The following is a 25,165-nucleotide window of genomic DNA, read 5'->3' on the forward strand; positions in this document are numbered from 1 at the left end:
ACAAGGTTCTGCGGCAACTTTCTTCGACAGGCACCATGGGGAGGACATTCACTCCTCGCTACACAGAGAGACCAGGATGCGCATCGAGTCACCCCCCAGCATGGTCCAGCTCGCCACCGAGGCGCTGATGCGCATGCTGCTCAGCGGCGCGCTGAAGCCAGGCGATCGGGTCGTGGAGAACCAGCTCACCCAGGAGCTCGGTGTCAGCAGGCCGCCGCTGCGCGAGGCGATGCGGGTGCTGGAGCAGCAGGGCCTGATCACCCAGCTGCCCAGGCGCGGCGCCTTCGTCACCGAGCTCACCCTGCATGACATCTACGAGATCTCCACGCTCCGCAGAGAACTGGAGCGGATGGCGGTGGACCTCGGCGTCCCCGTGCGCGACCAGGCCCGCCTGGAGCGCTGCCGTACCGCCCTGGCCAAGCAGGGCGAGGCCGCGCGAGCAGGCGACCAGGTCGGCGTGATCCAGCACGCCTACGAGTTCCACAGCTCCGTCATCGGACTGTCCGGACACCGGCGGGTCGAGGAGGCCTACCGTTCGATCCAGCTGCAGATGCTGGTCTGCATGCGGATGAACAGGCAGGCCAGAGCCGACAGCGAGTCGCTGGTCGAGGACTGGCGCCGGCATCAGAGGCTGCTCGAGGTGATCGAGACGGGAGATCGCGAGGCGGTCCACCACGAGCTGGCCACTCACGGCGCCACCGCGTTCACCGAGGGCCTCGAGGACAGGGTGGGCGGCCACTCGCCCGAGTCGCTGGCGTGGCTGGAGCGGACGCGCGCCGAGAAGGGACGGACATGATCGAGGAACTGGAGGCCGCCCTCGGCTGGGCGGGGCCGCGCAGACAGGACACCGTCGAACGACGGCACCTACGCGCCTTTCTCCACGCCATCGGGGAGGATCCCGACGGTGAGGTGCCGCCCACCTTCACGGCGTGCTTCCTCGACGAGCCGCCCTCGCTACCCGCCGCCGAGTCCTACGGCTCGGGCTGGCTCAACGGCGGCGACCGGTTCGAGTACCACGCGCCGCTGCGCGTGGGTGACGAGCTCTGCTCCCAGCCCCGCTTCACCGCCGTGACGGAGAAGCAGGGCTCGTCGGGGCGCATGGCGCTGCTCACCTTCGAGACCGAGTTCCGCCGCCCGGACGGCGAGCTCGTGGTCCGGCACATCGGCACCAGGATCAGGAAATGACCGAGCTGCCCCCGCTCACCGAGACCACGACCCTGCGCAGGCTCGTGGAGTACGCCGGAGCGTCGGGCGACTTCTACGACATGCACTACGACCTGGACTTCGCGCGCGCCCTCGGCCACCCAGAGCTGGCCGTGCACGGCCTGCTCAAAGCGGCCTACCTGGGGCGGACGGTCACCTCCTGGCTGGCGGGCCGCGGCCGGCTGACCACGCTGGAGGTCAGCTACCGCGGCATGGACTTTCGCGACCGCCCCCACACCTGCCGCGGCCGGGTGGTCACCACCGACGGACGGCGCGCCGAGCTGGAGCTGTGGGGCGAGGACGACACCGGCCGCCGCACCACGTTGGGCCGCGCAGAAGTGATCTTTGACAAGGAGAATCCCTGATGCCCACCCTCACCGAACTCCACGCCCTCACCGCCCGCCTCGGCCACCCGGTGCTGCGGGCGCCGTCCGACTCCACTGCCAGGTTCTCCGACGGCTCGGCCTACCGGTTCGAGATCCCCAGCGTCGAGGGGCCCGAGGTGCTGCTGGCCGTACTGGAAGAGGCGGACCGGCGCGAGGTGCGCGTGGACCGCACCTCCCAGGGCAGCGGCGTGATGATGCTGACCGACGCCGAGATCAGCACCATGGCGAAGCTCGGCGCCGAGCGCGGCATCGAGATCAACCTGTTCCTCGGCCCGCGGGCCGCGTGGGACACCGGCGGCCAGGCCAAGCTCACCCAGGCCGTCGGCGCGGCGGCGCGCGGCAACGCGATGGTGGCGGCCTGCGTGGCCGACGCGCTGCGGGCCTGTGATCTCGGCATCCGCAGCCTGCTCGTCGGCGACCTGGGCGTGCTCGAGATCCTCGACCGGCTCAAGAGGGACGGCACGCTCCCCGCCGGCCTCGTCCTGAAGACCTCGGTGCTGATGCCGCTGACCAACGGGCCGACCGCCGGCGTCCTGAGCCGCCTCGGTGCCTCCACGCTGAACGTCGCCACCGACCTCAGCCCTGCCCACCTCGGCGAGATCCGCGCCGCCACCGACCTGCCGATCGACCTCTACCTCGAAGTGCCGGACGATCAGGGGGGATTCATCCGCTTCTACGAGACCGCCGAGATCATCAAGGCGGCCGCGCCGGTCTACCTGAAGATGGGACTGCGTAACGCGCCCAACATCTATCCCTCGGGTGGGCACCTGGGCGCGGTGCCGAAGGAACTGGGCAGGGAGCGGGTGCGGCGCGCGGCGCTCGTCCAGCGGCTGCTGGGCGAGCTGGCCCCGGAGCTCGCCACCCGCTCCGCGCCCTCGCGCCCGAAGGACCTCGGCATCCCCGAGGTCTGACATCCCGCCACACCGGGAAACCCCGGCCTGCGCACAAGGACGCAGTGGTGGGAGCGGCTCGTCATTCGAATGGCTCGGTCACCACCGAGGACGCTCTCTACGGCCTGGCGTCGGCCGCCGCGCGCAGGACGGCGGGAACCAGGCGGCGGTTCTCCGGGGCTCCGCCGCCTCCGCCGAACGAGAAGCGGCGGCGGGTGTAGGCATAGGCGATGCCGCTGCGGGGGTCGGCGAAGGACTGGGCGCCGACCGCGCCGCTGTGGCCGAAGGCGTCCGCGCCCAGGTCGGGATAGCGGACGGCCTGCGCCTCGAAACCGAGCAGGAAGTGGTCGCGCTCACCCGTGACCAGGTCGGGGCCCGTGGAGTGCGGCCTGGTGAACTCGGCGAGGGTGCCGGGGTCGAGGAGCGGCGGCCTGCCGTCGATCTCGCTGATGGCCGCGGCGTACATCCCGGCCAGGCCACGGGCGTTGCCCACGCTGCCGGACGAGGCGGGGCCGAGCGCCCGTACCGCGCGGGTGTTGGCGAAGTCGGTGAGGTCGGTGGGCGGCGTGGCGTTGAGGTTGAACGCGATGCCCGTCAGGCTGTCGGGGGCCGGCGCGTTCGCCTCCGCCATGGCGCGTTCGTGCGGCAGCAGCGGCTGGACCGCCACGTATCGGGGTTCGAGCGCTTCGGGGAGACCGAGGTAGAAGTCCAGGCCGTACGGCGCGCGCACGCGCTCCTCGTACACCTGCTGGAGCGTCCGCCCGGTGGCGCGGCGGATCACCTCGCCGACCAGCGCCCCGATCACGAACGCGTGGTAGCCGTAACCGGCTCCGGGCCGCCAGTGGGGCCGCCGGCCGGCGAGCCGAGCGGCGAGGAGGCGGTCGTCGGCCAGTTCGGCCGTGCTGAAGCCGCCCTCCACGCCGATCAGCCCGGCGCGGTGCGCGAGCAGGTCCCGCAGGGTGAGGTCGCCCTTGCCCTCGGCGGCGAACTCGGGCCAGTAGGAGGCGACGGTCGCGTCCAGCTTCAGCACGCCGTCCTGCACCAGCAGGGCCGCGACGAGGTGCGCCGCGCCCTTGGCGGAGGAGTAGAGGGCGTGCAGCGAGTCACCCGTGACGCCGTCGCCGGTCCAGAGGTCGACGACCTGCCTGCCGTACAGGTAGACCGCCAGCTGGGCGCCGAGACCCGCCTCGGCGGCGGCCGCGGCGGCGAACTCGGTCCTGACCTCTTCGAACCCTGCCGACACGGTCCCGTAGATCTTGGTCATGTCGGTCTCCTGGCGGTCGTCGAAGGTCAGACGAGGACGGGGGCGGCGCTGATGGCGCGGGCGAACCTCACGACGCGCTCGGCCTGGATCCTAGCGGCGGCGCGGGTGGTGTCACCGACAGGGGCGGTGCCTCCGGCGTCGCAGTGCGAGGTGCCGTACGGGTTGCCGTCGGCGAACTTGTCGGGGTGGGTGTAGCCGGGGGCCACGACGATGCCGCCGAAGTGGTGGAAGGTGTTGCTGAGAGCCAGCAGGGTCGACTCGTGCCCGCCGTGCTGGGTGCCGGTGGAGGTGAAGCCGCTGTAGACCTTGTCGGCCAGCAGTCCCTGCTGCCAGACGCCGCCCAGCGTGTCCAGGAACTGCTTGAGCTGCGAGGAGATGTTCCCGAACCGGGTCGGGGAGCCGAAGATCACGGCGTCGGCCCAGATCAGGTCATCGGCGGTGGCCACGGCGACGTCGGCGGTCGCGGCGTGGTTCGCGGCCCAGGCGGGGTTGGCGTCGATGGCCTCCTGCGGGGCGAGTTCGGCGACCTTGCGCAGCCGGACCTCGGCATCGGCCTTCCAGGCGGCCGCCGCCATCTCCTGGGCGATCTGCGCGATGTTGCCGGTAGCGGAGTAGTAGATGATCGCAAGCTTGACGGTGGTGCTCATATCGAACTTCTCCCAAGAAGAGGGCTCATGTGGTGCGTCAAGCATCGAAGAGCCACCAGTCCCGAACAATGCCGATGTGTGGAACCATTGGTGAGCGAAGTTCACCAATGAAAGCGGCGACGTTGGACCAGCACGAGATAGAGACGTTCCTGACGCTCGCCGAGGAGCTTCACTTCCGGCGTACGGCCGAGCGCCTCGGCCTCTCCCAGGGCCGGACCAGCCAGATCATCAGCAAGCTCGAACGACGCATCGGCGCCGCCCTGTTCGAGCGCACCAGCCGCAGGGTCAGCCTGACCCCGCTCGGCCGTCAGCTCCGCGACGGCATCGAGCCCGCCTACCGGCAGATCCAGCAGGAGATCGCCAAGGCGGTGGACACCGGGCGCAAGGTCAGCGGGACACTGCGCCTCGGCTTCCTCGGCCCCGCGACCGCGGAGGCGCTCACCCAGGTGATCGACGCCTTCCGCGGCCTCCATCCCGACTGCGAGGTCCAGCTGACCATGGAGACGCAGCTCGACGACCACCTGGCGCCGCTGCGCGACGGCACCGTCGACATGCTGGCGACGCTGTTCCCCGTGCGGGAACCCGACATCACCGTGGGGCCCGCGCTCCTGCGCGAGAGCTACGTGCTGGCCGTCTCCGCCCGACACCCCTTCGCCCGCCGCGACAGCGTCGTCCTGGACGACCTCGCCAGGGACACGGTCCTGTCCATCGACGGCGCCCCCGCGTACTGGCTGGACAGCCACAGCCCGCAACGGACCAGCACCGGCGAGCCGATCCGGCGCGGACCGCTGGTGAAGACCTTCCAGGCGGTGCTGGCGCTGGTCGCGGCGGGGACGGCCATGACCCCGCTGACCAGTCAGGCCACCCGCTACTACGCCAGGCCGGACGTCGCCTACATCCCCATCGCCGACGCGCCGCAGGCCGTCTACGGGCTCGTCTGGAGAAGCGCGGCGGAGAACGCCAGGATCCGCGCCTTCGCCGACCTCGCGGCCCGCACCGCTCCCGCCGCGTAGCCCGCCCATGTGGCCATCCGGGATGAAGGGTCAGCGCAGGCCGACGCGTGTCGGAGCGGTTGTGCGCGAGCAGATGGTCCAGCCGCGCGTCCAGTGTCGCGGCGTGGCGGCCGGCCGAGACGAGGACCGGCCGCCGGGGGTCGTACCTGCGGCTGACACTCGCGTCGGCATCCGCGCCGGTGATCGGGAGGACCCGCGTCCTGAAAAAAATCCGGCCAGCCATGTAGAGAACAGGCGGACGGCTCCGACCTCCCCCTGAAGGCGGCGCCGGACGAGCGCCGGGAACGCAGGAGGCAGTGAGATGAGCAAGGTCACTTGTGACATGGCGATGTCCCTCGACGGCTTCGTGGCAGGTCCGAACCAGAGCCTGGACGAGCCGTTCGGCGAGGGCGTGGGCGAGCGCCTGCACCGATGGATGTTCGACGAGCCCGAGCGGCACGCCACGGTGATCGAGGGCATCACCGCGGCCGGAGCCTTCATCATGGGCCGCAACATGTTCGGCCCCGGCCGCGGCGCCTGGGACCTGGACTGGAACGGCTGGTGGGGCGACGAGCCGCCGTACCACGCGCCGGTCTTCGTCCTCACTCACCACCCGCGCGAGCAGTTGACGATGAAGGGTGGCACGACGTTCACCTTCGTCAGCGACGGGATCGAGGCGGCGATGGCCCAGGCGCGCGAGGCCGCCGGCGACCGCGACGTCGCCATCGCCGGTGGCGCGGAGACGGTGAACCAGTACCTGGCGGCAGGGCTCATCGATGAGCTGCGCCTGCACGTCGCGCCCGTGATCCTCGGCAGAGGCGAGCGGCTGCTCGACAACGTCGGGGACATCACCCTTGAACCCCTCGGCGACCCCTCGGGCACCAGCCTCGTCACCCACCTGACGTACCGGGTGATCCGGTAGAAGGCTGTGGTCCGGTCAACCAGGCGATTCCGGCGACGGTTCGCCTTCACCCGCAACCGGTTCTCGGCCCAGCACGGCCACGCCGGTGTCCCCGTCCCCGCGATCCGCCACTTCAAGGCCGTGTCGGCTGTCCCTGGGGTGCTTCCTCTTCAGGACCGTCGATCGAGGGCGGCCGACAGGCCCCTTTGACGGCAAGAATATGCAGGTCAAACCGCATCGTGGGTTCCTCGGCGATACGCTGGAGGTCGAGCCTGACTCCGGCGCCCGACCGGACGGCCGGCACCGGACGGCCGGGCCGAAGGGAGGCATCGATGCACTACGAAGAGTTCCTTGCCAAGGTCCGTGAACGCGGCGAGTACGCCGACACGCAGGAGGCCGAACAGGTCACCCGCGTGGTGCTCGGCGCGCTGGCCCGCCGACTCAACCCCGGCGAAGTGGACGACCTCGCCGCCCAACTACCCCACCAGCTCGCAACGGCCCTGCCCACGGATCACGATCGGGCCGAGTCATTCCGGGTCCAGGAGTTCCTGCGACGGGTCGCCGCGGCCACCGGAGCCACCGAACGCACCGCCGAGTGGGATGCCAGCGCGGTGTTGTGCACCGTGGCCGAGGCGGTCTCCGGCGGTGAGCTCAACGATGTGCTGACCCAGCTGCCGTCCGGGTTCGCGGTGCTGTTCGGTAAACCCAGCCTCAGCGGCTGACCTGCGGGCACCGGCTCGGACGAAGCGCCGTTCTCTGGGAGGTCGCCCCCCGCCCGAACATCCGAGTCACGTGACGCAGCGAGCAGTGCCACAGCGGAGCTCGGTCGGCGCATCTGTCATGCTCGTCGGCGTGGCTCAATGATCGCCTTCCGTTTTCCTCGATGGGGCCGCGCCGCGTGCTGATTTGGAACAGCAGTACTGCGCGTGCGGCCCCGAGGGTCACTGACCACGGCCGCGTGATCGGGCTGGTCGACCACGTGCGAGCCGCGCACGGTCACGCCCGTGTCGAAGGGGCTCCACGTCCTGCCCTCGGCCGTACAGGAGTCGCCCTTACGCGGATAACGGGGTCAGGTGCGAAGCCGCTCGACGTGTACGACGTCTCCTTCGACCTTGACGCGCACCTTCGCCGACTCGTCGGTGAAGACCTCGCCCGAGCCGTAGGCGCCGTCGTCGAGGGCGTGGCAGCCGGCCGGTGGGACGGCGTCGGGCTTGGCGTCCATCACGCGGATGGGCCCCTCACCCGTCGCCACCGCCGAGTCGACCCGGTAGATCACCATCCCGCCCGAGCACGCGCTTCCCGTCCGCGACTCGATGGCGTAGGCGCTCGTCTCGCCGGTTCTGACCACGACGAGCTTGCGCCCGCCAGACCGTTCGACGGGGGTGAGCCGGTAGGTTCCGCCGGAGGCGGGCGCACACGCCACCTGGCCGTCGGAGATCCAGCCGAGCTTCCACGCGTGCCACGCGAAGGGCTGCGGCGACGGGCCGCTGATCAGCCCCATCACGTCCCAGCCGCCGACGAAGCGGTGGTGATCGGGTCCGGTGAAGGAGTAGAGGTCGGGCAGGCCGAAGATGTGGCCGGTCTCGTGGGCGAGCACCTTGTGCCCCCAGCGCCACATGTCCTGGCCGAACGTGACGCCCCACTTCACCTCGGCGCCGTCGGCGACCACGCCGCTCTGGGCCGGGTCCCACAGGTAGGTAGGCGAGAACCTCACCGCCGCCGCGTTCCTCGACGGGACGATGTAGACGACGTCGTAGGGGGAGAAGTCCACCTCGGCGTCGGCCGCGGCCACCGCCTGCCGGACGTAGAGCCGGTGCTGTTCGTAGCTGATACCCCTGTCGAAGCCGTAGGTGGTGCTGGCCTGCGGCATCCTGAACCACTTGTGCACCGGGGTGATGCTCAGCCGCGCCCTGCCGTACGACGCGGCGGCGAGCCACTGCCGGGCGGGCGCGAAGTGATCGGCGTACGGCGCGGTGCCGCCCTCGGCGGCCGCGTCGGGGAAGTCGACGAACAGCATGACGGCCCTGATCCGGCCGGTCGCGGCGCGGAACTGCCGGTGGTCGGTGTCGTGGCCCTCGTCGGTCCAGCCGGTACGGCCGGGCAGCGCGCACTCGGCGGCGCGAGCCTTGGCGGCGGGCGGCTCGGCGGCGGGCGGCTCGGCGGAGTGCGGTTCCAAGGCGTGGGCGGCCGTGGGGACTGCGAGGACGGACGCGGCGAGCGCGGTCGCCAGCACTAATCGACGCAACATCGGAGGGTTCCTTTCAGATCGCCAGTTCCATGAGCCGGGCGAGCACCCGCTCGCCCGAAGCGGTGACCCCGTCGTGCTCCCACTCGTTGGTGACCCAGGCGCGCACGTTGCCGACGGCCTGAACGGTCTCCAGTGAGAGGCCCGCGTCGACGTACATGTCGTCGTGGTAGACCACGGCCGCGACCGGCACCTGGTTGGCGGCCAGGCGGTCGAGGTCGTAGAGCGCGGGCCAGTCCGCCACGCGGGCGAGCTCGTCGGCGGCGTCGGCGAAGGGCCGCAGCGCCGCGACCTCCTCGAACATCCAGGGGTAGATCATCTCTCCGGTGAACAGCAGGGAGTCGGCGTCACGGCCGAAGTGGGGGAAGTCGGCGAGGGCCCGCTCGGCCGCCCAGGCGGTGGGCTTGGCCCCCTGGCCGTAGATGCTCTCCTGCAGCACCGCGAAGAGCGGGTTGCCGGTGAAGCCGGTGAGCTGCATGACCTGGTAGAGGAAGTCGTGTGACAGCTCGTCGCCGTCGAAGGCATCCTCGATCAGCCAGTGCACCCGATCGAACCCGTTTCCCATGCCGAAGGCCAGGCCGAGCGTCCTGAACCGGTGCGGGGTGAGCAGGTCACCGTCGGGCAACCTGACCCCGCCCTCGTGCAGCCGGTCGAGGATGCGCCCGACCCTGCCGGTGTCGGCGGGATAGCGGGAGTAGTACTGCCTGACCTTGGCGGCGACCCTCGGGTAGGTACGGGCGTAGACCTCGTCGGCGGTGGCGGTAAGGCCGGGCAGCCCGCCCGTGACGTAGCAGGCCTTCAGCGCCTCGGGCGCCGTCGACAGGTACGTCATCGTCAGGAAGCCGCCGTAGCTCTGGCCCAGCGTCTCCCACCGCTCGACGCCGAGCCGCCGGCGGATCAGCTCGCAGTCGGCCACGATCGAGTCGGCCCTGAACTGCCGCAGGTACCCGGCCAGGTCGGCGACCCGCTCAGGGGTGCGCGGGGTGACAGGGGTACTGCGGCCGGTGCCGCGCTGGTCGAGAAGCAGCACCCGGTGCGTCCTGAGCGCGTGACGGAGCCAGCCGTCCGCGCCCAGCGGTCTGGGCGAGCGACCACCGGGACCGCCCTGCAGGTAGAGCAGCCAGGGCAGGTCCTCCCCGGCCCGCGCGGCGTCGGCCACCTCACGGGCGAACACCTCGATCGAGGGGCCGCCGGGATCGGCGTGGTCGAGCGGGACGGGGAAGAGGTGATCGGCCAGGTGCAGCCTGGTCACGGGGCTCCTTCGCGAGAGAGTGAGGTGTCGAGGGGGAAGTGGCAGGCGACCCGATGGCCGGGCGCGCCCTCCGCAAGGGCGGGCCGCTCCAGCGCGCACCTCTCGGCCGCTCTCGGGCACCGGGTGCGGAAAGGGCAGCCGCTGGGTGGGTTCGCGGGGCTGGGCAGGTCGCCGGAGAGTACGACGCGGGGCCTGGCCCGCTCGATCCTGGGGTCGGGGATCGGCACTGCGGCCAGCAGCGCAGCGGTGTACGGGTGGGCCGGACGGGCGAACAGCTCGTCACGGTCGGCGATCTCCACGATCGTGCCGAGGTACATCACCGCGATCCTGCCGCACACCTGGCGCACCGCGCCGAGGTCGTGGGCGATGAACACGTAGCTGAGCTCGAACTCCTCCTGCAGGTCGCGCAGCAGGTTGAGGATCTGCGCCTGGACCGAGACGTCGAGTGCGGACACCGGCTCGTCGCAGACGACCAGCTTCGGATGGAGGGCCAGTGCGCGGGCGATGCCGATCCGCTGGGCCTGACCACCGGAGAACTGGTGCGGCAGCCGTTCGGCGTGCTCCGGACGCAGCCCCACCCGGCGCAGCAACTCGGCGATCTGGCCTGGCTCGGGCTTGAGGCCCTGGTAGCGGAAGGGCGCCGACAGGATCGCCTCGATGGTCATGCGCGGGTTCAGCGAGGAGAACGGATCCTGAAAGATCATCTGTAGGTCGCGGCGGACCGGGCGCAGGGCGGCCTCGCCCATCGTGGTGATGTCGCGCCCGTCGAAGCGGATCGTGCCCCCGGTCGGCTCGGCCAGCCGGGTGATCAGTCTGGCCGTGCTCGACTTGCCGCAGCCTGACTCGCCGACCAGGCCGAGCGTCTCGCCCCGCCGTACGGTCAGGGAGACGCCGTCGACCGCGGTCAGGTGGCCGGTGACGCGGCGGGTCAGCGGATGGCGTACGGGGAAGCGCTTGACCAGGCTTTCCGCTTCCAGCAGGGGGGTCACAGGGTCTCCAGACGGTCGGGCACGGGCCGGTCGATCCTGGGGACGGCGGCCAGCAGGCGGCGGGTGTAGGGCTCACGCGGGTCCTCGAACAGCGCGTGCACCTCGCCCCGCTCGACGGCCCGCCCGCCGTACATGACGACGACCTCGTCGGCCGTCCCCGCGACCACGCCGAGGTCGTGCGTGATCAGCAGGACGGCGGTGCCGTACTCCTCGCGCAGCGTGTCGAGCAGGGCGAGGATCTGCGCCTGTACGGTCACGTCGAGCGCGGTGGTCGGCTCGTCGGCGATGATGAGCTCGGGTTCCAGGCAGAGCGCCATCGCGATCATCACGCGCTGCCGCATGCCACCGGAGAACTGGTGCGGGTAGTCGCGGGCGCGCCGCTCCGCCTCGGGGATCCCGACGCGTTCCAGCATCCGGACCACGATCGCCCGGGCCTGTTTCCTGCTGGTACGGCGGTGCGCCCGGTAGGCCTCGGCGATCTGGAAACCGACCGGGTAGTAGGGGTTGAGCGACGACAGCGGATCCTGGAAGATCATCGCCAGGCGGTCGCCGCGCAGCCTGCGGACGGCCCGCCGGTCGCTCGTGAGCAGTTCGTGGCCGTCGAACCAGACTTCGCCGCTGGTCGTGGCGCCGTTGAGCAGGCCCATGACGGCGAGGCTGGTCACCGACTTGCCGCAGCCCGACTCGCCGACCAGGCCGAGCACGCGTCCGGATTCCAGGCTGAAGGACAGACCGTCGACGGCCCTGGTGTCTCCGAAGGAGACCGTGAGGTTCCTGACGTCGAGCAGTGTCATGCGGCACCGAGCCTGATCCGCGGGTCGAGCACCGCGTAGAGAAGGTCCACGATCACGTTGGCGAAGACGATGAAGGTCGCGGCGAACAGCGTCACACCGAGGATCACCGGCTGGTCCGAGCTGTTGATCGCGTCGGCGGCCAGCTTGCCCACGCCGGGCAGGCCGAACACCGACTCGGTGATCAGCGCGCCACCGAGGAGCGCGCCGAGGTCCATGCCGAAGACGGTCACGATCGGGGTGAGCGTGGGCCGCAGCGCGTGCCGCCGTACGACGGTGCGTTCGGGCAGGCCCTTGGCCCTGGCGGTGCGGACGAAGTTCTGGTTCAGCGCGCCGATCAGCTCGGTGCGCGTCAGCCGGGCGTACATGCCCGCGTAGAGCGCGGCCAGCGCGATCCATGGCATCAGCATCGAGGCGAACCAACCGCCCGGATCCTCCAGCAGGCCGACCGCCCTCGGATACGGCAGGACCTCGAGCACGACGACGAGGACGTACTGCAGGACGAGCGCGGTCAGGTAGATCGGCAGCGAGATCCCGCCGAGCGCCGCCCCCATCGCCGTCCTGTCCCACCACGAGCCCTTGCGCAGCGCGGCGACCACTCCGGCGCCGACGCCGACGAGCAGCCACAGCGCGGCGGCGCCGATCGCGATCGAGGCGCTCACCGGCAACCTGCTGACCAGCAGCTCCTGCACCGGCACGTTGGTCTGGAAGCTGAAGCCGAGACAGGGGAAGGGACACTCGACCGCGGTCGGTCCCGTGCCGTAGGTGCGCCCGGCGAAGATGCCCCGCACGTAGACGGCGAACTGCTCGGGGATCGGCGCGTCGAGGCCGAGTTGGCCGCGGATCTGCTCGATCCGCTCGGGGCTGCAGGCCTTGCCGCACGCCTTCTGCGCGGGGTCGTCCGGCGCGATATAGAAGACCGCGAAGGTGAGCGCGCAGATGACCAGCAGGATCGCGGCGGCCGCGCCGAGCCGTTTGAGGAGGTAGACGATCAACGGAAGTCTCCGAGGGCGTCGCCGACCAGGTTGAACGCAAGCACGGTGGCCAGCAGGAACAGGCCGGGGACGAGGAAGTAGACGGGATCGGCCGCGTACCAGGGCACGGCCGAGGCGATCATCTGGCCCCACGAGGGGGTCGGCGGGCGCACTCCGACACCCAGGAAGGACAGGCCCGCCTCGGTGGCGATGTAACCGGGGATCGACAGCGTCGCCACGACCAGGATCGGCCCGGTGAGGTTGGGCAGGATCTCCCTGAACAGGATCGTCCTCCTGCTCGCGCCCAGCACCCTGGCCGCCTCGACGAACTCCCTGCCTGCCAGCGCCATGGCCTGGCCGCGGACGATCCTGCCGATGTACGGCCAGCCGAACAGGCCGAGCACGGCGACCAGCATCAGCTCCCGATCACCGTCGGGCGCGACGGACATGAGCGCGATCATGAAGATCAGGCTGGGAAAGGACATCAGCAGGTCCATCAGGCGGCCGATCACCATGTCGGCCCACCCGCCCCGGAATCCGGCGACGAGGCCGAGCACGGTGCCGAGAGCGGTGGAGAGCAGAGTGGCCAGCAGCGAGATCAGCAGCGAGACGCGGGCGCCCCAGACGACACGGGCGAGCACGTCACGGCCGGTGGTGGGTTCGACGCCGAGCGGATGCTCGGCGCTGATGCCGCCCCATGAGCCCTTCGGCAGGCCGCCGAGGGCGGGGTCGATCGCCTCCGGGTGGAACTCGTTGGGCGACTGGCCGGTGATGGCGGTGATCAGGGGCGCGCCGACGGCCATGAGCACCAGGAGCGCGATGACCGTGGCACCGGCGGTGGCGGCGCGGTCGGACAGGATGCGCCGAGCGAGCTGGCGCGCCGATGAGCCGGCGGTGGCGGGCGGGGCCGCCGGTGCCTCGGCGAGCTGGGCGAGCGTCATCGGGCGCTCTTGAGGCCGACCGTGGCGAGGTCGACCCGCCCGACGAAGGCGACGTGCCCGTAGGCTCCGGTCACGTTCGACCCGGTCAGGAAGGCTGACTTGTCCCAGAGGAACGGCACGACCGGTGCGTCCTTCATGATCCGCGTGGCCAGCTCGCCGTAGGCGGTCGCGGCGGCAGCGGCGTCCGTCATCGCGGCGATCTCGTCGAAGCGCTTGTTGACCTCGGCCGAGTCGTAGCGCGCCCGGTTCTGGTTGCCCTGCTTGACGATGAACCGCCCGTCCAGGATGTTGGGCAGGTACGTCGAGGCTCCCGTCCAGTCCGGTGTCCAGCCGTCGATGACCAGGTCGTGCTGCTGGCTGGTGTTGCCCACCGTGCTCCAGAACGCCGACGAGCTGATCTCGTTGATCTTCACCCGGATGCCCGCGCGGCCGAGCGACGCCTGGATCGCCTCGCCCTGCGCCTTGCCGCTCGGCGTGGCAGGAGTGTCGAGCGTGAGGTCGATGCCGGAGGCGAACCCCGCCTCGGCCAGCAGCGCCTTGGCCTTGGCCACGTCGACCGGGTACGGATCCTCCTTGCGGTGGCCGGGAATCGCCGGCGGCAGGAGAGTGGTCGCGATGTCACCCGCGATGGGCCCGCCGCGCACCGTCCGCAGCGCCTCCTTGTCCAGCGCGTAGGCGATCGCCTGCCGTACTTTCACCTGGTCGAGCGGCTTCCTGCTGGTGTTGAGCGAGAGGAACCTCGTGTTGATCGACTCTCCCGTGACCAGGCGCTCCTTGAGCGCCGGATTGGTGAGCACCTGGGCGACGGAGGCGGCGCCGATCGGCTCGAACTGCACGGCGTTGGCGTCCTCGCCCTGTCCCGCGATCATCCGCTGGTCGATCACGGCGGGATCGAGGTTGAGGTCGATGACGACGCGGTCGGGCAGTCCCTTGCGCACGGTGTCGGTGGCGCGGTTCCAGTGTTCGTTGCGGACGAGCTCGATCCGCTTCTTCGGCTCGAATTTCTCGATCTTGTAGGGCCCGGAGGAGAACGGCCGGTTGTCGTAGGCGACCCCGGCCTCCTTGTCCTTGGGCACGGGCGAGAAGAACGGCATCGAGACGGCCGAGCCGAAGTCGGCGACCGGCCTGTTCAGCCGGAACACGATCGTCCGGTCGTCGGGCGTCTCGATCGCCTTCAGATCCTCGCCGGCGAGGGGACCCTTGTACGTGTCACCGCCCCGCAGCCACATCCGTGCGTACGGCGGGCCCTCGGGGAACTCGGGGGCGAAGGTTCGCTCGACGCCGTACTTGACGTCCTTGCTGGTGATCGGGCGGCCGTCCTCGAACTTCACCCCTTCCTTGAGGGTGAAGGTCCAGGTCCGGGCCCCGTCGGTGGGGGTGCCGAGATCCGTGGCCAGGTCGGGGACGATCTCGCCGCCCGCGGGACCGGGCGCCGCGGCGTTGGTGGTGAGCGTGCGGTAGATCAGCCTGCCGACGTCCATCGACGAGGTGACGTAGTTGCGGGCCGGATCCAGGTGCTCGAGGTCGATGCTGGCCAGGACGTGCAGCACCCCGCCCTTGGCGCTCGCCGTGCCCTGCGGAGCCGCAGTCGTTCCGCCACCCTGACCGCAGCCGCTCGCGACACCGGCGAGACCGATCACGAGGGCGACCAGGCCACGTTTCTTGGACATGTCGCTCCACCTTCCGTTACGCACCATTGCCATATGAAATGGCACACATCGTTATGGGCCTCCCGAGTGGCTTGATAGTCGTCCATCCGTTCACCAGCACGAAAGCTCCTATTTCCCTATAACATCGGGTTATGGAGGTAGAGATCCGGCATCTGCGCATCATCTGCGCCATCGCCGAGTCCGGCAGCCTGACCAGGGCCGCCAAGACGCTACGCCTGTCGCAGCCGGGCCTCACCGCCCAGCTGCGCCGCATCGAGACCATGCTCGGCGGCACGCTGTTCGAGCGGGCCCCGCAGGGCGTGCGGCCCACCGCGTTCGGCGAACTCGTGCTGGCCAGGTCGCGAGCCGTCCTGCCCGCCATCGACGATCTGGTCTTCGGGCTGCGCGCGCCCGCGCAGAACAGGACGCTGCGGATCGGCACGGTGAACGCGCCACTCCTGACCGGACTCTTGACGTGGCTCGACGCCGCCCACCCCGAGGCCCTGGTGACCACCGTCACCCGCGGAGCGGCGACCCGGCTCGTCGAGCTGGTCGAGGCCGCCCAGCTCGAGCTCGCGGTCGTGGGCGACTGCCCCGGCTACGAGCTCGCGGCCGGCCCCAGCGTCGTCCTGCGGCCGGTGGCGACCGAGCCCGTCTTCGCGATGATGGCCGTCGGCCACCCGCTCGCGGCCAAGACCGAGGTCACCCTCACGGAGCTGGCCGCCGAGGACTGGATCGCGCCACCGCCCGACGACGACCGGATCAGGGAGTACTGGACGACGATCTTCCACGACGCGGGCCTGGCCATGCGGGTGCGGCACGAGGCGGAGGGGACGGTCCTGCTCGACCTCGTGCTCGCGAGGCGGGGAGTCAGCCTGTGCCAGGCGACCTTCCGCCAGGTGCCGGGTCTGGCGATCAGGCCGATCGCCGGCGACCCGCTCTGGTACCGGCACCTGCTGGCCTGGCATCGGGACGCCCCCTTCGCCGCGGCGGCCGCCGAGGTCGTCGAGCACGCCCGGCACGCCTACGACGAGGCGAGCAGGCGCAACGACGCCTACCCGGCGTGGCTGGCCGGCCACACGGCGGCCGGCGGTATGCGCCGCGAGTAGGCGGTGCGGGCCCAAAGCCGCCGATCTCGTCGTCGGACCGGCCGTGGACCGCCCACCCGCGACGGCCTCCTCACTTCAGGATCAGCACGTCCTCCCGTCGCGGGACGAGCTCGCCGATCACGGGGAAGCCGGGGATCTCACCGGCGACGAGCAGGCCGCCCGAGGTCTGCGCGTCGGCGAGCAGGAGGCGTTCGGTCTCCGGCAGGTCGCCGAAGTCGCAGTGGGGCGCGATCCAGTCGAGGTTGCGGCGGGAGCCGCCGCTGACGTATCCGTCGCGGACGGCCTCGCGGGCGCCCTCCACGTACTGGACGGCGGCGCTGTCGACGACGGCCGAGACGCCGCTGGCCCTGGCCAGCTTGTAGAGATGGCCGAGCAGGCCGAAGCCGGTGACGTCGGTGGCGCAGCGCGCCCCCGCGGCCAGCGCCGCCCGGGAGGCGTCGCGGTTCAGCGTGGTCATCGCCGCGATCGCCTCGGGGAAGACCTCGCCGGTGGCCTTGTGCCGGGTGTTGAGCACGCCGATGCCGAGCGGCTTGGTCAGGGTGAGGGGAAGGCCCGGCTCGCCCGCGTCGACGCGCAGCAGGCGGTCGGGGTCGGCGACGCCGGTGACGGCCAGCCCGTACTTGGGATGCGGGTCGTCGATGCTGTGGCCGCCCGCCAGGTGGCAGCCGGCCGCCTGCGTCACCGCCGATCCGCCGCGCAGCACCTCGCGGGCGAGCTCGAGGGGCAGGACGTCGCGCGGCCAGCCGAGCAGGTTCAGGGCGATGACGGGCTCGCCGCCCACGGCGTAGACGTCGGAGAGGGCGTTGGTGGCGGCGATCCGCCCGAAGTCGTAGGGGTCGTCGACGACCGGGGTGAAGAAGTCCGTCGTCGCGACGATGGCCTGGGTGTCGCGCTCTCCCACCTGGAGCACCGCGGCGTCGTCGCCGTGCTCGATCCCGACCAGCAACCTGCCGGGCGCGCCCGACGGGGTGCGGGGGAGCCCGGCCACCAGATCCTCCAGCTCGCCTGGGGGGATCTTGCAGCTGCAGCCGCCTCCATTGCCGTATTGCGTGAGCCTGATGTTGTTCATGGGGCTATGATCCACTTCGGAGGCGTTTAGGTGTCTGGTGGCCCTCCTGGTCTTCAAAACCAGTGGCGCCGAGCAGCTCGGCGCGGCGGGTTCGATTCCCGTCCGCCTCCGCTGATCACCGAGTCGGGGGTTGGTCGCGAGTGGATCGACGCAGTTCCGTGCCGCGGACCGATGTCATGCTGGCCGACCACCGGCTGGCCGCCGCGCAGGAGTCGCTCGGCCGCGGCCTGGTCAAGGCCGCCGTCGTGGCCGCCCAGCAGCGCGTCCGTGACGGCCTGGCCCTCCCCGATGAGGCCGTGGAGGCCGCGCTCGCCCTGCTGCCCGGCACCGCCTGCGGCCTCCAGCCGGTCGTCAACGCCACCGGCGTGCTCGTGCACACCAACCTGGGCAGGGCTCCGCTCTCACCCGCCGCCGTCGCGGCGGTCACCGCGGCCGCCGACTACACCGACGTCGAGTTCGACCTGGCCGGCGGCCGGCGGGCCCGCCGTGGCCGTACGGCTCTCGCCGCCCTGGCCGAGGCCGTCCCGCGGGCGCGGGCCGTCCACCTCGTCAACAACAACGCGGCGGCCCTCGTGCTGGCGGCGACGGCGCTCGCGCGGGGCAAGGAGATCGTGATCAGCCGCGGCGAGCTGGTGGAGATCGGGGACGGCTTCCGCCTGCCCGACCTGCTGGAGTCGACAGGGGCCCGGCTGCGCGAGGTGGGCACGACCAACAGGACCACGCTGGACGACTACGCGAAGGCGTGCGGGCCTGAGACGGGTTTCCTCCTCAAGGTGCATCCGTCCAACTTCCGGATCGAGGGGTTCACCTCCGAGGTCTCCGTCGAGCAGCTCGCCACGCTCGGGCCGCCCGTGGTCGCCGACATCGGCTCGGGGCTGCTGCGGCCCGAGCCGCTGCTGCCCGGCGAGCCGGACGCGGACACCGCGCTGCGCCAGGGGGCGGCGCTCGTGACCGCCAGCGGCGACAAGCTCCTCGGCGGCCCGCAGGCGGGGCTGCTGCTCGGCGACGCCGACATCGTGGAACGGCTGCGCCGCCATCCCCTCGCCCGCGCGCTGCGGGTGGACAAGCTCACCCTGGCCGCGATCGAGGCGACCCTGCGCGGCCCTCGCCCGCCGCTGCACCGTTCGCTGCACACGAGCGTCGCCGAGCTCAGGGAGCGCGCGGAGCGCCTCGCGCGGCGCCTCGGCACCCGCGCGGAGGCGGTGGCGACGACCGCGAGGGTCGGCGGCGGCGGCGCGCCGGGGGTGGAGCTGCCCAGTGCGGGCATCGCCGTGGACCAGGAGCTGGCCGTACGGCTGCGCGCCAACGACCCGCCCGTGGTCGGCAGAGTCACCGACGGGCGGCTGGTGCTCGACCTGCGCGCGGTCGATCCCGCTCAGGACGAGGTCATCCTCGCCGCGGTGGAGCGCGCGTGCAGGTGATCGCCACGGCCGGCCACGTGGACCACGGCAAGTCGACGCTGGTCAGGGCGCTGACCGGGATGGAGCCTGACCGGTGGGCCGAGGAACGCCGCCGCGGCATGACCATCGACCTCGGGTTCGCGTGGACCACGCTCGGGTCGGGTGAGCGGATCGCGTTCGTCGACGTTCCCGGGCACGAGCGCTTCGTCACCAACATGCTGGCCGGGGTGGGGCCGTGCCCGGCGGTGATGGTCGTCGTCGCGGCCGACGAGGGCTGGCAGGCCCAGTCGGCCGAGCACCTGGCCGCCCTCGACGCCCTCGGCGTACGGCACGGGCTGCTGGTCGTCACCAGAGCCGACCTCGCCGACCCCGAACCCGCCCTGGTCCAGGCCCGCAACCACCTCGAGAAGACCGGCCTGGCCGGGATCGACTCCGTCGTCGTCAGCGGGCGGACCGGGCAGGGGCTGGCCGAGCTGGAGGCCGCCCTGGCGCGTCTTGCCGCCGCGATTCCCGAGCCGGACACGGAGGGAGCGGTCCGGCTGTGGATCGACCGGGTGTTCACCATCACGGGCGCGGGGACCGTCGTCACCGGAACCCTGTCAGGTGGCAGCCTGCGCGTCGGCGACGAGCTGGACGCCGGCGGGCACCTGGTCAGGGTCCGCGGGCTCCAGACGCTCGGCGAGAAGGCGGAGCAGGTCTCGGCGACCGCGCGCGTCGCGGTCAACCTCCGGGGCGTCGACCGTGACGACCTGTCGCGCGGCACGGCACTGCTGACGCCGGGCGCCTGGATGCCGGCCCAGGTCATCGACGTACGGCTGGATCCGGACGGCAACCAGCGGCGGGAAGCGGTCCTCCACGTCGGCTCGGCCGCCGTTCCCGTGAGGCTGCGTGCTCTCGGCGCCGGCACCGCCAGGCTCACCCTCGCCCGTCCCCTGCCGCTCAGGACTGGTGATCGGGGCCTGCTGCGCGACCCTGGCCGCCGCGAGATCGTCACCGGACTGCGTGTGCTGGACATCCGTCCCGCTCCGCTGCGCCGACGGGGCGCCGCGGCCGCCAGGGCCGCCGCACTCGACGAGGTGGACCTGCCCGACTCCGCGGCCCTGCTGCGCTGGCACGGCCTGCTGACGGGAGCCGAGCTCGCCGCGATGGGCTGCCCACCCGGCGGCGCCCCTGTGGTCGGTGACTGGTACGCCGATCCCGCGCACTGGTCGTCCCTGGGCGGCCGTCTCGCCGACCAGGTCTCGCGGCGGCCTCCGCTCGATCCCGGGATCACCGTGGACGCCGCCGCCCAGCTGCTCGGCCTGCCCGACCGCAGGCTCGCCGAGGCGCTCGTCGCGCCACCCCTGGTGCTCGAAGCCGGACGGATCCTTCCCGCGGGACGGTCGCTGCCTCCCCCGATCGCCGAGGCGGTCGCCGAGCTGGCCGCCGAGCTGGCCGAACGCCCCTTCCACGCGCCCACAGCCGAGCGCCTGGCCGAGCTCGGCCTGACGGGCAAGGCGCTGGCGGCCGCGTTGCGGGCGGGCGCCCTGACGTCGATCGGGAAGAACGTCGTCCTGCTGCCCGACGCGCTGGACAGGGCGGCCGAGATGCTGGCTCGACTGCCATCGCCCTTCACCGTCAGCGACGCGCGGGTCGCCCTGGACACCAGCCGCCGCGTCGCCGTACCCCTCTTGGAGTCCCTCGATGCCCGAGGAATCACCCGGCGTACCGACAACGAGCTCCGGACCTGCCGTCCCCATGACTGACGTCGACCGGCTGCTGGCGGAGGCCCGCGCGGACCTGTGCCGCCTGCGCCCCGCCGAGGCGTGGGCGGCGGTGAGCCGCGGTGCGGTGATCGTCGACACCAGGCCCGAGTTCCAGCGCCGGGCCGCAGGGGAGATCCCCGGCGCCATCGTCATCGAACGCAACCATCTGGAGTGGCGGCTCGACCCCACCTGCGACTCCCGCATCCCCGAGGCCACCTCCCACGACATCCCCTGGATCGTGATCTGCGCCGAGGGTTACTCCTCCTCTCTGGCGGCGGCGGAGCTGCGCCGGCTCGGCCTGCGCCACGCCACCGATGTCATCGGCGGACTCGACGCGTGGATTCAGGATGGCCTGCCGGTGGTTCACCCCGCCCGGCCCACGGCGCCACGCGGCCCGGGCGACGGGGCGGCCGCGGACCCATGGTTGTCGACGGCGCTGGGTTAGCGGCGGCCGAGGCGTGACACGGACGCCAGGTCATTCGGAAAGCCAGTGACTCTCAGGGTCCGGCTGAGGGCCGGGGGCCCGGCTGGGTGGGCGCGGACAGACGATGACCTGCCAAGGTGGTGCGGTGCGCATCGAGTGAAGGCCGGGCGGAGAAGTCACGTCTCCGAACTGCTCGCCCTGCAGCGGCGTTGACACCACTCCGGATCTCTCTAGACCGGTGGGGTGTACCATCGGTACATGCCGCTTCCGCGTTTCTACCGGCTGCCCGCCGATCGGCGGGAGTCGATCCTGCGGGTGGCCCGTGCGCACTTCGCCCGGGACGGCCTCGACCGCGCCTCCTATAACAAGATCATCGCGGAGCTCGGGATCTCCAAAACCTCCGCCTACCAGTACTTCGACGGCAAGGAGGACCTGTTCGCGGGGGTGATCGAGGATGTGCACGCGCGGGTGCTCCAAGCGCTCGGGGACTGGCGGAACGCGAGCTCGGCCGAGCAGTTCTGGCAGCGGCTGCGCGAGGCGTCCGACCGGCTGGTGGCGCACGGGCTGGCGCATCCCGAGGACCTGGCACTGCTCAACGCGAGCACGGCCCAGGACCCCGCACCCTGGCTGGCCCCCGTGCTCGACAACGGGCGGGCACTCGGCGTGATCAGGGCCGACGTGGACCGCGAGCTCATGCTCGCCGCGACCGCCGCCGTCCTGCGCGCCGCCGACGTCTGGCTGGCCGTACGGCTCCGCGAAGGCGCAAGTGTCCCTGACGTGACGTGGAGTCTGATCGAAGGACTGTGGAGGAAGCCCGATGAGAGCTGAGATCGACTGGGACATCCCGGCCACGCCGCCGGGGTGGAGAGGCGCGCTGGAGCGGTTCATGGGCCCGGGCAAGACCAGGGCCGAGCTGCAGATGGAGATCGCCGGATCGCTCGCGTGCATGGCGTTACTCGGCTGGCACCTGCTCGCGGCGCCGGTTCAGGGGGGATGGCTGCCGTGGGCGGTCACGTTGGTCATCGGCCTCGACCTTGTCGGCGGCGTGATGACCAACGCGACCAACGCCGCGAAGAGGTGGTATCACCGCAAGCCATCCCGCTCACGGCTGGGGTTCGTCGCGGCGCACGTGATCTATCTGGCGGCGATCGCATTCGTGGTGCTGGACGCGGCATGGGGGTGGTTCCTGGTCAACACCGTGCTCCTGCTGGCGGGAGCCCTGCTGATCGAGACGGCCAGGCTGGAGGCCAGACGGCCCGCCGCCATGGCGGCCTACATGGCGGCGGTGCTGGTCAACCTGACGCTCGTGCCGGTGCCCGAGACCCTGGCGTGGTTCACCGCCTTCTTCTTCCTCAAGCTCCTGGTCTGCTACCTGGTTCCGGAGGCGCCCATGCGCTCGGTGGCCGAGCCGCCTGAAGCGCCGCATGGACAACGGGAGCATCGCGTTCAGTAGGCGCGGTCGGCGGACCCCGCTCGCTCCAGCGCCTGCCGTACCAGCACGTCGTCTCGCCCGTGCGGGGCGGTGGTCCAGCGGGTCAGCGCGTCGGGGTCGCCGTGGGACAGCACCCTGACGCGCAGCCGCTGGTGCAGCCGGTCGCGCAGCGCCTCGACGCCTTCCGCGCGCGACGAGGGCAGCAGCGGCCCCCGGTAGCGGTCGAGCAGCGCGCCGACGCTCTCGGTGGCCAGGTCGTCGTCCAGGGTGAGGAAGTCGGCCGCCGTCTGCCCGACCAGCCGGTACGGATCGGAGGCCAGGCGGTAGCCCAGGATGCGGCGCAGCCGGGTCATCTCCGCGCGGACGGTGACCGTCTTGCCGTCCTGCCCATACGTCAGGCGCGCCAGCGCGTCGGCGGTCAGCCCGGCCGGATGGGCCGCCAGGAGCACGACGAGCTCGCTGTGCCTGGCACTGAGCTCGTGGGCGACGCCGTCCAGGCGGATCCACGCGCGGTCGCGGCCGAGCGCGTGCAGCACCAGGGCCTCGCTGGTGCTGTCGGCGCCGTCGACGCAGTGCACGGCGAAGGGCCCGGTCGCCGACAGCCGTTCGAACACCACCCTGCGGCCGTCGGGGAGCTTCGCGGGACCCTCGCGGGGCGGTGTCGGCCACCGCTTCGGCAGCCAGCCGCCCGGCGACGCGTGCAACACCCGGCCGTCGGCGCCGACCAGCGCGCTGTGAATCCCCTTGTGGCGCATGACGTGTTCGAGATAGCGCATGCGCAGCCGCTCGTCCTGCTGCCTGGTCTGCTCGCCCAGCTGCGCCTCGGCCAGCCGCGCGGCCGCGACGACCAGGGACAGCGACAGCGAGTTCGCGGCCGGCGTGGGACAGGTCACGTCGATCGCGCCGAGCAGCTCGCCGGTGACCGGGTTCCTGATGGGGGCGGCCGAGCAGGTGAAGTCCACGGCGACCGAGAGGAAGTGCTCGGGGCCGCGCACGCGGAACGGCCGGCCCAGCGCGAGCGCGGTACCCACGCCGCTGGTGCCCGCCTTGCCCTCGCTCCACAGCGCACCGGGCACCAGATGTACGCCCTCGGCGAGCCTGCGCGCCGACCGGTCGCCCATGACCCAGAGGAGGTGCCCCGCCGAGTCGCTGGCGAAGATCAGATGACCGGGCTGGGTGGCCGCGTCGCGCAGCGTGCCGAGCAGCGTGGGCCAGACCGAGGCCATCGGGTGATCGCGTTGCAGCCCGCGCACCCGGTCCTCCGGCAGCTCGATGGGCGGCAGCGAGCGGTCGGGGTGGACGCCCTGGAGGCGGGCACGGTCCCACGACGCCCGTACCTCCGGGCGTACCTGCGCAGCTCGTTGGCCGCTCAGCGCGCTCTCGCGAGCACGGGCCAGCCGTCGCGTCGAGTCGTCCATGATCTCCTGTCGAGAAAGTTAGTACCGAATGCAACCCCTATGCAACGCGGCCGCAACTCTTGGGCGGCCAAGGCGCATAGCGGATAGTCGTTACGGCCCAGACATTTCCACCTGTGGGAGAGACAAGATGTCATACCTGGAGTTGCCAGACGGTGTGCCGCTTTACTACGAAGACCACGGTTCTGGGCCCGCCGTGCTGCTCATCCATGGGTGGACGATGAACAGCACGTTCTGGGGACAGAACGTCGGCGCGCTCAGCGAGTCGAATCGGGTCATCACTGTAGACCTGCGCGGGCATGGTTTGTCCGGGAAAACAGATGACGGCCACACGTTGTCGCAATACGCCCGCGATGTACGCATCCTGCTGGAGCACCTCCAGGTGAGCGACGTCTCCATGGTCGGCTGGTCCATGGGCACGGCGGTCATCCTGTCCTACGTCCAGCAGTTCGGCTGCGACCTGCTGCGCTCGGCGGTCTTCGTCGACCAGTCGCCGCGCTTCCTTGACGGGGAGGGCTGGGAGTTCCCGCTCCTCGGCGGCTACTCCACGACCGACCTCGCGGTCTTCGCACAGGGTGTCAGGTACGCCAGGCCGAGCGTGATCAAGCCGTTCATCGCCGCGTGCTTCGCCGAGACCCCGCCGGACGAGGTGATCGACGCGGTCTACGCCGAGACCACGAAGATGGCCACGTCGGCGGCGCTGGCCATCTGGTACGACATGGCCTACGCCGACCTGCGTCCCGTCCTGCCCGCGCTCACCGTGCCGACCCTGCTGGTGTACGGCGCGCGCAGCAAGATCTTCCCTGGCGACCTCGACGAATGGCTGGCGGGCCGGTTGCCGAAGGCGCAGGTGGCCAGGTTCGACAACAGCGGCCACGCCCCGTTCAGCGAGGAGCCCGACAAGTTCAACGAGACCCTGGGCGCCTTCCTGCGTTCGTGACGAAGAGTACTCACAAGGGGGAGAGGACGTGTCTCGACCGACCAGCGGATGGCCGAGCCGAAGGAGCGCGAGGTGATCAGGATCGCGCCCGCAGGCGCCGTCGACCTGGCTCAGCTCGACCAGGAACACCAGCTCGTCCGGCTGCGCGACCAGCTCGTCCTGCTCGGCGTCAACGCCGAGCTCCGGGACAACAACACCGCTCTCATGGTGCACAGGCCCGCGCCTGGCCTGCCGGTATGGGTCTTCGTCGGCTACGGCGGGGCCAGCTACTCCTGGCAGAACGCCAACAAGCGGCACCCGGTCGGCGATCCGCAGGGGGCGGCCGCGGTGCTGGCCGAGTACGTCGCGCGCTAGGCGCGACGCCATGACGTGACGGCCATCCCGCGCACCGCAGCGCGCGGGGTGGCCGTCACCGTTTAAATCCGGATGGCCTACCAGAAACCGGATATTTGATCATAAAATAGGGCACGGAATCCTTGTTCGGAACACACGGCCTCGCGAAGTATT

At 71.3% G+C, this 25,165-nt stretch carries 26 protein-coding genes and 1 tRNA gene; 16 read left to right on the plus strand and 11 right to left on the minus strand.

Translation table 11 applies throughout. From position 1 onward, the window contains the following. Window positions 1-76 precede the first annotated feature (76 nt). From H4W81_RS09615 to H4W81_RS09630, 4 genes are read left to right on the plus strand one after another with little or no spacing between them, the layout of a single operon-like run. The gene (locus H4W81_RS09615) at window positions 77-796 is read left to right on the plus strand and encodes a GntR family transcriptional regulator (RefSeq protein WP_192774477.1); all 720 of its coding nucleotides are present in this window, start codon (window positions 77-79) and stop codon (window positions 794-796) included. Further along, a complete protein-coding gene (locus H4W81_RS09620) occupies window positions 793-1,185 on the plus strand; it encodes an FAS1-like dehydratase domain-containing protein (protein WP_192774478.1) in 393 nt (130 codons plus the stop codon). Before H4W81_RS09615 ends, H4W81_RS09620 begins: the two co-directional genes overlap by 4 nt. Continuing rightward, window positions 1,182-1,568, plus strand: a complete 387-nt coding sequence (locus tag H4W81_RS09625; protein ID WP_192774479.1) for a MaoC/PaaZ C-terminal domain-containing protein — start codon at window positions 1,182-1,184, stop codon at window positions 1,566-1,568. The genes H4W81_RS09620 and H4W81_RS09625 overlap by 4 nt, the downstream gene beginning before the upstream one ends. Continuing rightward, entirely contained in the window at window positions 1,568-2,500 is a 933-nt protein-coding gene (locus tag H4W81_RS09630) for a U32 family peptidase (RefSeq protein ID WP_192774480.1), read from the plus strand. Before H4W81_RS09625 ends, H4W81_RS09630 begins: the two co-directional genes overlap by 1 nt. A 97-nt stretch (window positions 2,501-2,597) precedes the next feature. Here H4W81_RS09630 and H4W81_RS09635 read toward each other — a convergent pair whose 3' ends face one another. Beyond that, the gene (locus H4W81_RS09635) at window positions 2,598-3,743 is read right to left on the minus strand and encodes a serine hydrolase domain-containing protein (protein ID WP_192774481.1); all 1,146 of its coding nucleotides are present in this window, start codon (window positions 3,741-3,743) and stop codon (window positions 2,598-2,600) included. A gap of 26 nt (window positions 3,744-3,769) precedes the next feature. Next, window positions 3,770-4,390 (minus strand): NAD(P)H:quinone oxidoreductase, encoded by a 621-nt coding sequence (gene wrbA, locus H4W81_RS09640; RefSeq protein ID WP_192774482.1) that lies wholly within the window; start codon window positions 4,388-4,390, stop codon window positions 3,770-3,772. A 107-nt stretch (window positions 4,391-4,497) separates the two neighbouring features. Here wrbA and H4W81_RS09645 point away from each other — a divergent pair, with 107 nt between their 5' ends. From H4W81_RS09645 to H4W81_RS09655, 3 genes are all read left to right on the plus strand, one after another. Continuing rightward, window positions 4,498-5,403, plus strand: coding sequence for a LysR family transcriptional regulator (locus H4W81_RS09645; RefSeq protein ID WP_225958526.1), 906 nt, complete (start codon window positions 4,498-4,500; stop codon window positions 5,401-5,403). A 301-nt stretch (window positions 5,404-5,704) separates the two neighbouring features. Further along, window positions 5,705-6,304, plus strand: coding sequence for a dihydrofolate reductase family protein (locus H4W81_RS09650; RefSeq protein WP_192774483.1), 600 nt, complete (start codon window positions 5,705-5,707; stop codon window positions 6,302-6,304). Between the two features lie 311 nt (window positions 6,305-6,615). Beyond that, window positions 6,616-7,005 carry a DUF2267 domain-containing protein gene (locus H4W81_RS09655; RefSeq protein ID WP_192774484.1) on the plus strand — a complete coding sequence of 130 codons (390 nt, stop codon included), beginning with the start codon at window positions 6,616-6,618 and terminating at the stop codon, window positions 7,003-7,005. Between the two features lie 347 nt (window positions 7,006-7,352). Here the strand turns inward: H4W81_RS09655 and H4W81_RS09660 are convergent, their stop codons facing one another. Genes H4W81_RS09660 through H4W81_RS09690 form a run of 7 tightly spaced genes read right to left on the minus strand, consistent with a single transcriptional unit; the run spans window position 7,353 to window position 15,145 of the window. Next, window positions 7,353-8,531 carry a M6 family metalloprotease domain-containing protein gene (locus H4W81_RS09660; protein WP_192774485.1) on the minus strand — a complete coding sequence of 393 codons (1,179 nt, stop codon included), beginning with the start codon at window positions 8,529-8,531 and terminating at the stop codon, window positions 7,353-7,355. Between the two features lie 13 nt (window positions 8,532-8,544). Next, window positions 8,545-9,780 carry an alpha/beta fold hydrolase gene (locus H4W81_RS09665; RefSeq protein ID WP_192774486.1) on the minus strand — a complete coding sequence of 412 codons (1,236 nt, stop codon included), beginning with the start codon at window positions 9,778-9,780 and terminating at the stop codon, window positions 8,545-8,547. Next, the gene (locus tag H4W81_RS09670) at window positions 9,777-10,769 is read right to left on the minus strand and encodes an ABC transporter ATP-binding protein (RefSeq protein ID WP_192774487.1); all 993 of its coding nucleotides are present in this window, start codon (window positions 10,767-10,769) and stop codon (window positions 9,777-9,779) included. Before H4W81_RS09670 ends, H4W81_RS09665 begins: the two co-directional genes overlap by 4 nt. Continuing rightward, on the minus strand, window positions 10,766-11,563 hold the full coding sequence (locus tag H4W81_RS09675; RefSeq protein ID WP_192774488.1) for an ABC transporter ATP-binding protein: 798 nt from the start codon (window positions 11,561-11,563) through the stop codon (window positions 10,766-10,768). Before H4W81_RS09675 ends, H4W81_RS09670 begins: the two co-directional genes overlap by 4 nt. Beyond that, window positions 11,560-12,555, minus strand: a complete 996-nt coding sequence (locus H4W81_RS09680; RefSeq protein WP_192774489.1) for an ABC transporter permease — start codon at window positions 12,553-12,555, stop codon at window positions 11,560-11,562. Before H4W81_RS09680 ends, H4W81_RS09675 begins: the two co-directional genes overlap by 4 nt. Beyond that, the gene (locus H4W81_RS09685; protein WP_192774490.1) at window positions 12,552-13,475 is read right to left on the minus strand and encodes an ABC transporter permease; all 924 of its coding nucleotides are present in this window, start codon (window positions 13,473-13,475) and stop codon (window positions 12,552-12,554) included. Before H4W81_RS09685 ends, H4W81_RS09680 begins: the two co-directional genes overlap by 4 nt. Then, the gene (locus tag H4W81_RS09690; RefSeq protein ID WP_192774491.1) at window positions 13,472-15,145 is read right to left on the minus strand and encodes an ABC transporter substrate-binding protein; all 1,674 of its coding nucleotides are present in this window, start codon (window positions 15,143-15,145) and stop codon (window positions 13,472-13,474) included. The genes H4W81_RS09685 and H4W81_RS09690 overlap by 4 nt, the downstream gene beginning before the upstream one ends. Before the next feature lie 131 nt (window positions 15,146-15,276). On the opposite strand from H4W81_RS09690, the gene H4W81_RS09695 reads away from it, so the two are divergent. Continuing rightward, complete coding sequence (locus H4W81_RS09695; RefSeq protein WP_192774492.1) at window positions 15,277-16,233, plus strand: LysR family transcriptional regulator; 957 nt, start codon at window positions 15,277-15,279, stop codon at window positions 16,231-16,233. 70 nt (window positions 16,234-16,303) lie between these two features. Here H4W81_RS09695 and selD read toward each other — a convergent pair whose 3' ends face one another. Continuing rightward, complete coding sequence (gene selD, locus H4W81_RS09700) at window positions 16,304-17,302, minus strand: selenide, water dikinase SelD (protein ID WP_192774493.1); 999 nt, start codon at window positions 17,300-17,302, stop codon at window positions 16,304-16,306. 18 nt (window positions 17,303-17,320) lie between these two features. Here selD and H4W81_RS09705 point away from each other — a divergent pair. From H4W81_RS09705 to H4W81_RS09730, 6 genes are all read left to right on the plus strand, one after another. Continuing rightward, window positions 17,321-17,414, plus strand: a tRNA-Sec gene (locus tag H4W81_RS09705). A 46-nt stretch (window positions 17,415-17,460) separates the two neighbouring features. Then, complete coding sequence (selA, locus tag H4W81_RS09710; RefSeq protein ID WP_318781630.1) at window positions 17,461-18,723, plus strand: L-seryl-tRNA(Sec) selenium transferase; 1,263 nt, start codon at window positions 17,461-17,463, stop codon at window positions 18,721-18,723. Next, window positions 18,714-20,447 carry a selenocysteine-specific translation elongation factor gene (gene selB, locus H4W81_RS49210; RefSeq protein WP_192774495.1) on the plus strand — a complete coding sequence of 578 codons (1,734 nt, stop codon included), beginning with the start codon at window positions 18,714-18,716 and terminating at the stop codon, window positions 20,445-20,447. The genes selA and selB overlap by 10 nt, the downstream gene beginning before the upstream one ends. Continuing rightward, window positions 20,440-20,892 (plus strand): rhodanese-like domain-containing protein, encoded by a 453-nt coding sequence (locus H4W81_RS09720; protein ID WP_192774496.1) that lies wholly within the window; start codon window positions 20,440-20,442, stop codon window positions 20,890-20,892. Before selB ends, H4W81_RS09720 begins: the two co-directional genes overlap by 8 nt. 237 nt (window positions 20,893-21,129) lie before the next feature. Beyond that, a complete protein-coding gene (locus H4W81_RS09725; protein ID WP_225958527.1) occupies window positions 21,130-21,699 on the plus strand; it encodes a TetR/AcrR family transcriptional regulator in 570 nt (189 codons plus the stop codon). Next, window positions 21,689-22,324 carry a hypothetical protein gene (locus H4W81_RS09730; protein WP_192774498.1) on the plus strand — a complete coding sequence of 212 codons (636 nt, stop codon included), beginning with the start codon at window positions 21,689-21,691 and terminating at the stop codon, window positions 22,322-22,324. The genes H4W81_RS09725 and H4W81_RS09730 overlap by 11 nt, the downstream gene beginning before the upstream one ends. Here H4W81_RS09730 and H4W81_RS09735 read toward each other — a convergent pair. Next, the gene (locus tag H4W81_RS09735) at window positions 22,318-23,721 is read right to left on the minus strand and encodes a GAF domain-containing protein (protein ID WP_192774499.1); all 1,404 of its coding nucleotides are present in this window, start codon (window positions 23,719-23,721) and stop codon (window positions 22,318-22,320) included. The two genes, H4W81_RS09730 and H4W81_RS09735, sit on opposite strands and share 7 nt — an antisense overlap. A 127-nt stretch (window positions 23,722-23,848) precedes the next feature. On the opposite strand from H4W81_RS09735, the gene H4W81_RS09740 reads away from it, so the two are divergent. Together H4W81_RS09740 and H4W81_RS09745 are read left to right on the plus strand one after the other, a co-directional pair. Continuing rightward, on the plus strand, window positions 23,849-24,658 hold the full coding sequence (locus tag H4W81_RS09740) for an alpha/beta fold hydrolase (RefSeq protein WP_192774500.1): 810 nt from the start codon (window positions 23,849-23,851) through the stop codon (window positions 24,656-24,658). Window positions 24,659-24,706: 48 nt separating this feature from the next. After that, window positions 24,707-25,012 (plus strand): hypothetical protein, encoded by a 306-nt coding sequence (locus H4W81_RS09745; RefSeq protein ID WP_192774501.1) that lies wholly within the window; start codon window positions 24,707-24,709, stop codon window positions 25,010-25,012. Window positions 25,013-25,165: the final 153 nt, after the last annotated feature.

It is taken from the genome of Nonomuraea africana (assembly GCF_014873535.1).
In the GTDB taxonomy this organism is placed as follows: Bacteria; Actinomycetota; Actinomycetes; order Streptosporangiales; family Streptosporangiaceae; genus Nonomuraea; species Nonomuraea africana.

What these genes read in the sequence shown, in the direction of transcription:
- H4W81_RS09735 (WP_192774499.1), bottom strand. Translation starts at nt 23,721, where the DNA reads ATGGACGACTCGACGCGACGGCTGGCCCGTGCTCGCGAGAGCGCGCTG.
- H4W81_RS09615 (WP_192774477.1), top strand. Translation starts at nt 77, where the DNA reads ATGCGCATCGAGTCACCCCCCAGCATGGTCCAGCTCGCCACCGAGGCG.
- H4W81_RS09660 (WP_192774485.1), bottom strand. Translation starts at nt 8,531, where the DNA reads ATGTTGCGTCGATTAGTGCTGGCGACCGCGCTCGCCGCGTCCGTCCTC.
- H4W81_RS09745 (WP_192774501.1), top strand. Translation starts at nt 24,707, where the DNA reads ATGGCCGAGCCGAAGGAGCGCGAGGTGATCAGGATCGCGCCCGCAGGC.
- H4W81_RS09690 (WP_192774491.1), bottom strand. Translation starts at nt 15,145, where the DNA reads ATGTCCAAGAAACGTGGCCTGGTCGCCCTCGTGATCGGTCTCGCCGGT.
- wrbA (WP_192774482.1), bottom strand. Translation starts at nt 4,390, where the DNA reads ATGAGCACCACCGTCAAGCTTGCGATCATCTACTACTCCGCTACCGGC.
- H4W81_RS09730 (WP_192774498.1), top strand. Translation starts at nt 21,689, where the DNA reads ATGAGAGCTGAGATCGACTGGGACATCCCGGCCACGCCGCCGGGGTGG.
- H4W81_RS09725 (WP_225958527.1), top strand. Translation starts at nt 21,130, where the DNA reads ATGCCGCTTCCGCGTTTCTACCGGCTGCCCGCCGATCGGCGGGAGTCG.
- H4W81_RS09720 (WP_192774496.1), top strand. Translation starts at nt 20,440, where the DNA reads ATGACTGACGTCGACCGGCTGCTGGCGGAGGCCCGCGCGGACCTGTGC.
- H4W81_RS09740 (WP_192774500.1), top strand. Translation starts at nt 23,849, where the DNA reads ATGTCATACCTGGAGTTGCCAGACGGTGTGCCGCTTTACTACGAAGAC.
- H4W81_RS09695 (WP_192774492.1), top strand. Translation starts at nt 15,277, where the DNA reads ATGGAGGTAGAGATCCGGCATCTGCGCATCATCTGCGCCATCGCCGAG.
- H4W81_RS09625 (WP_192774479.1), top strand. Translation starts at nt 1,182, where the DNA reads ATGACCGAGCTGCCCCCGCTCACCGAGACCACGACCCTGCGCAGGCTC.
- selD (WP_192774493.1), bottom strand. Translation starts at nt 17,302, where the DNA reads ATGAACAACATCAGGCTCACGCAATACGGCAATGGAGGCGGCTGCAGC.
- H4W81_RS09655 (WP_192774484.1), top strand. Translation starts at nt 6,616, where the DNA reads ATGCACTACGAAGAGTTCCTTGCCAAGGTCCGTGAACGCGGCGAGTAC.
- H4W81_RS09650 (WP_192774483.1), top strand. Translation starts at nt 5,705, where the DNA reads ATGAGCAAGGTCACTTGTGACATGGCGATGTCCCTCGACGGCTTCGTG.
- H4W81_RS09620 (WP_192774478.1), top strand. Translation starts at nt 793, where the DNA reads ATGATCGAGGAACTGGAGGCCGCCCTCGGCTGGGCGGGGCCGCGCAGA.
- H4W81_RS09675 (WP_192774488.1), bottom strand. Translation starts at nt 11,563, where the DNA reads ATGACACTGCTCGACGTCAGGAACCTCACGGTCTCCTTCGGAGACACC.
- H4W81_RS09635 (WP_192774481.1), bottom strand. Translation starts at nt 3,743, where the DNA reads ATGACCAAGATCTACGGGACCGTGTCGGCAGGGTTCGAAGAGGTCAGG.
- H4W81_RS09630 (WP_192774480.1), top strand. Translation starts at nt 1,568, where the DNA reads ATGCCCACCCTCACCGAACTCCACGCCCTCACCGCCCGCCTCGGCCAC.
- H4W81_RS09645 (WP_225958526.1), top strand. Translation starts at nt 4,498, where the DNA reads ATGAAAGCGGCGACGTTGGACCAGCACGAGATAGAGACGTTCCTGACG.
- H4W81_RS09685 (WP_192774490.1), bottom strand. Translation starts at nt 13,475, where the DNA reads ATGACGCTCGCCCAGCTCGCCGAGGCACCGGCGGCCCCGCCCGCCACC.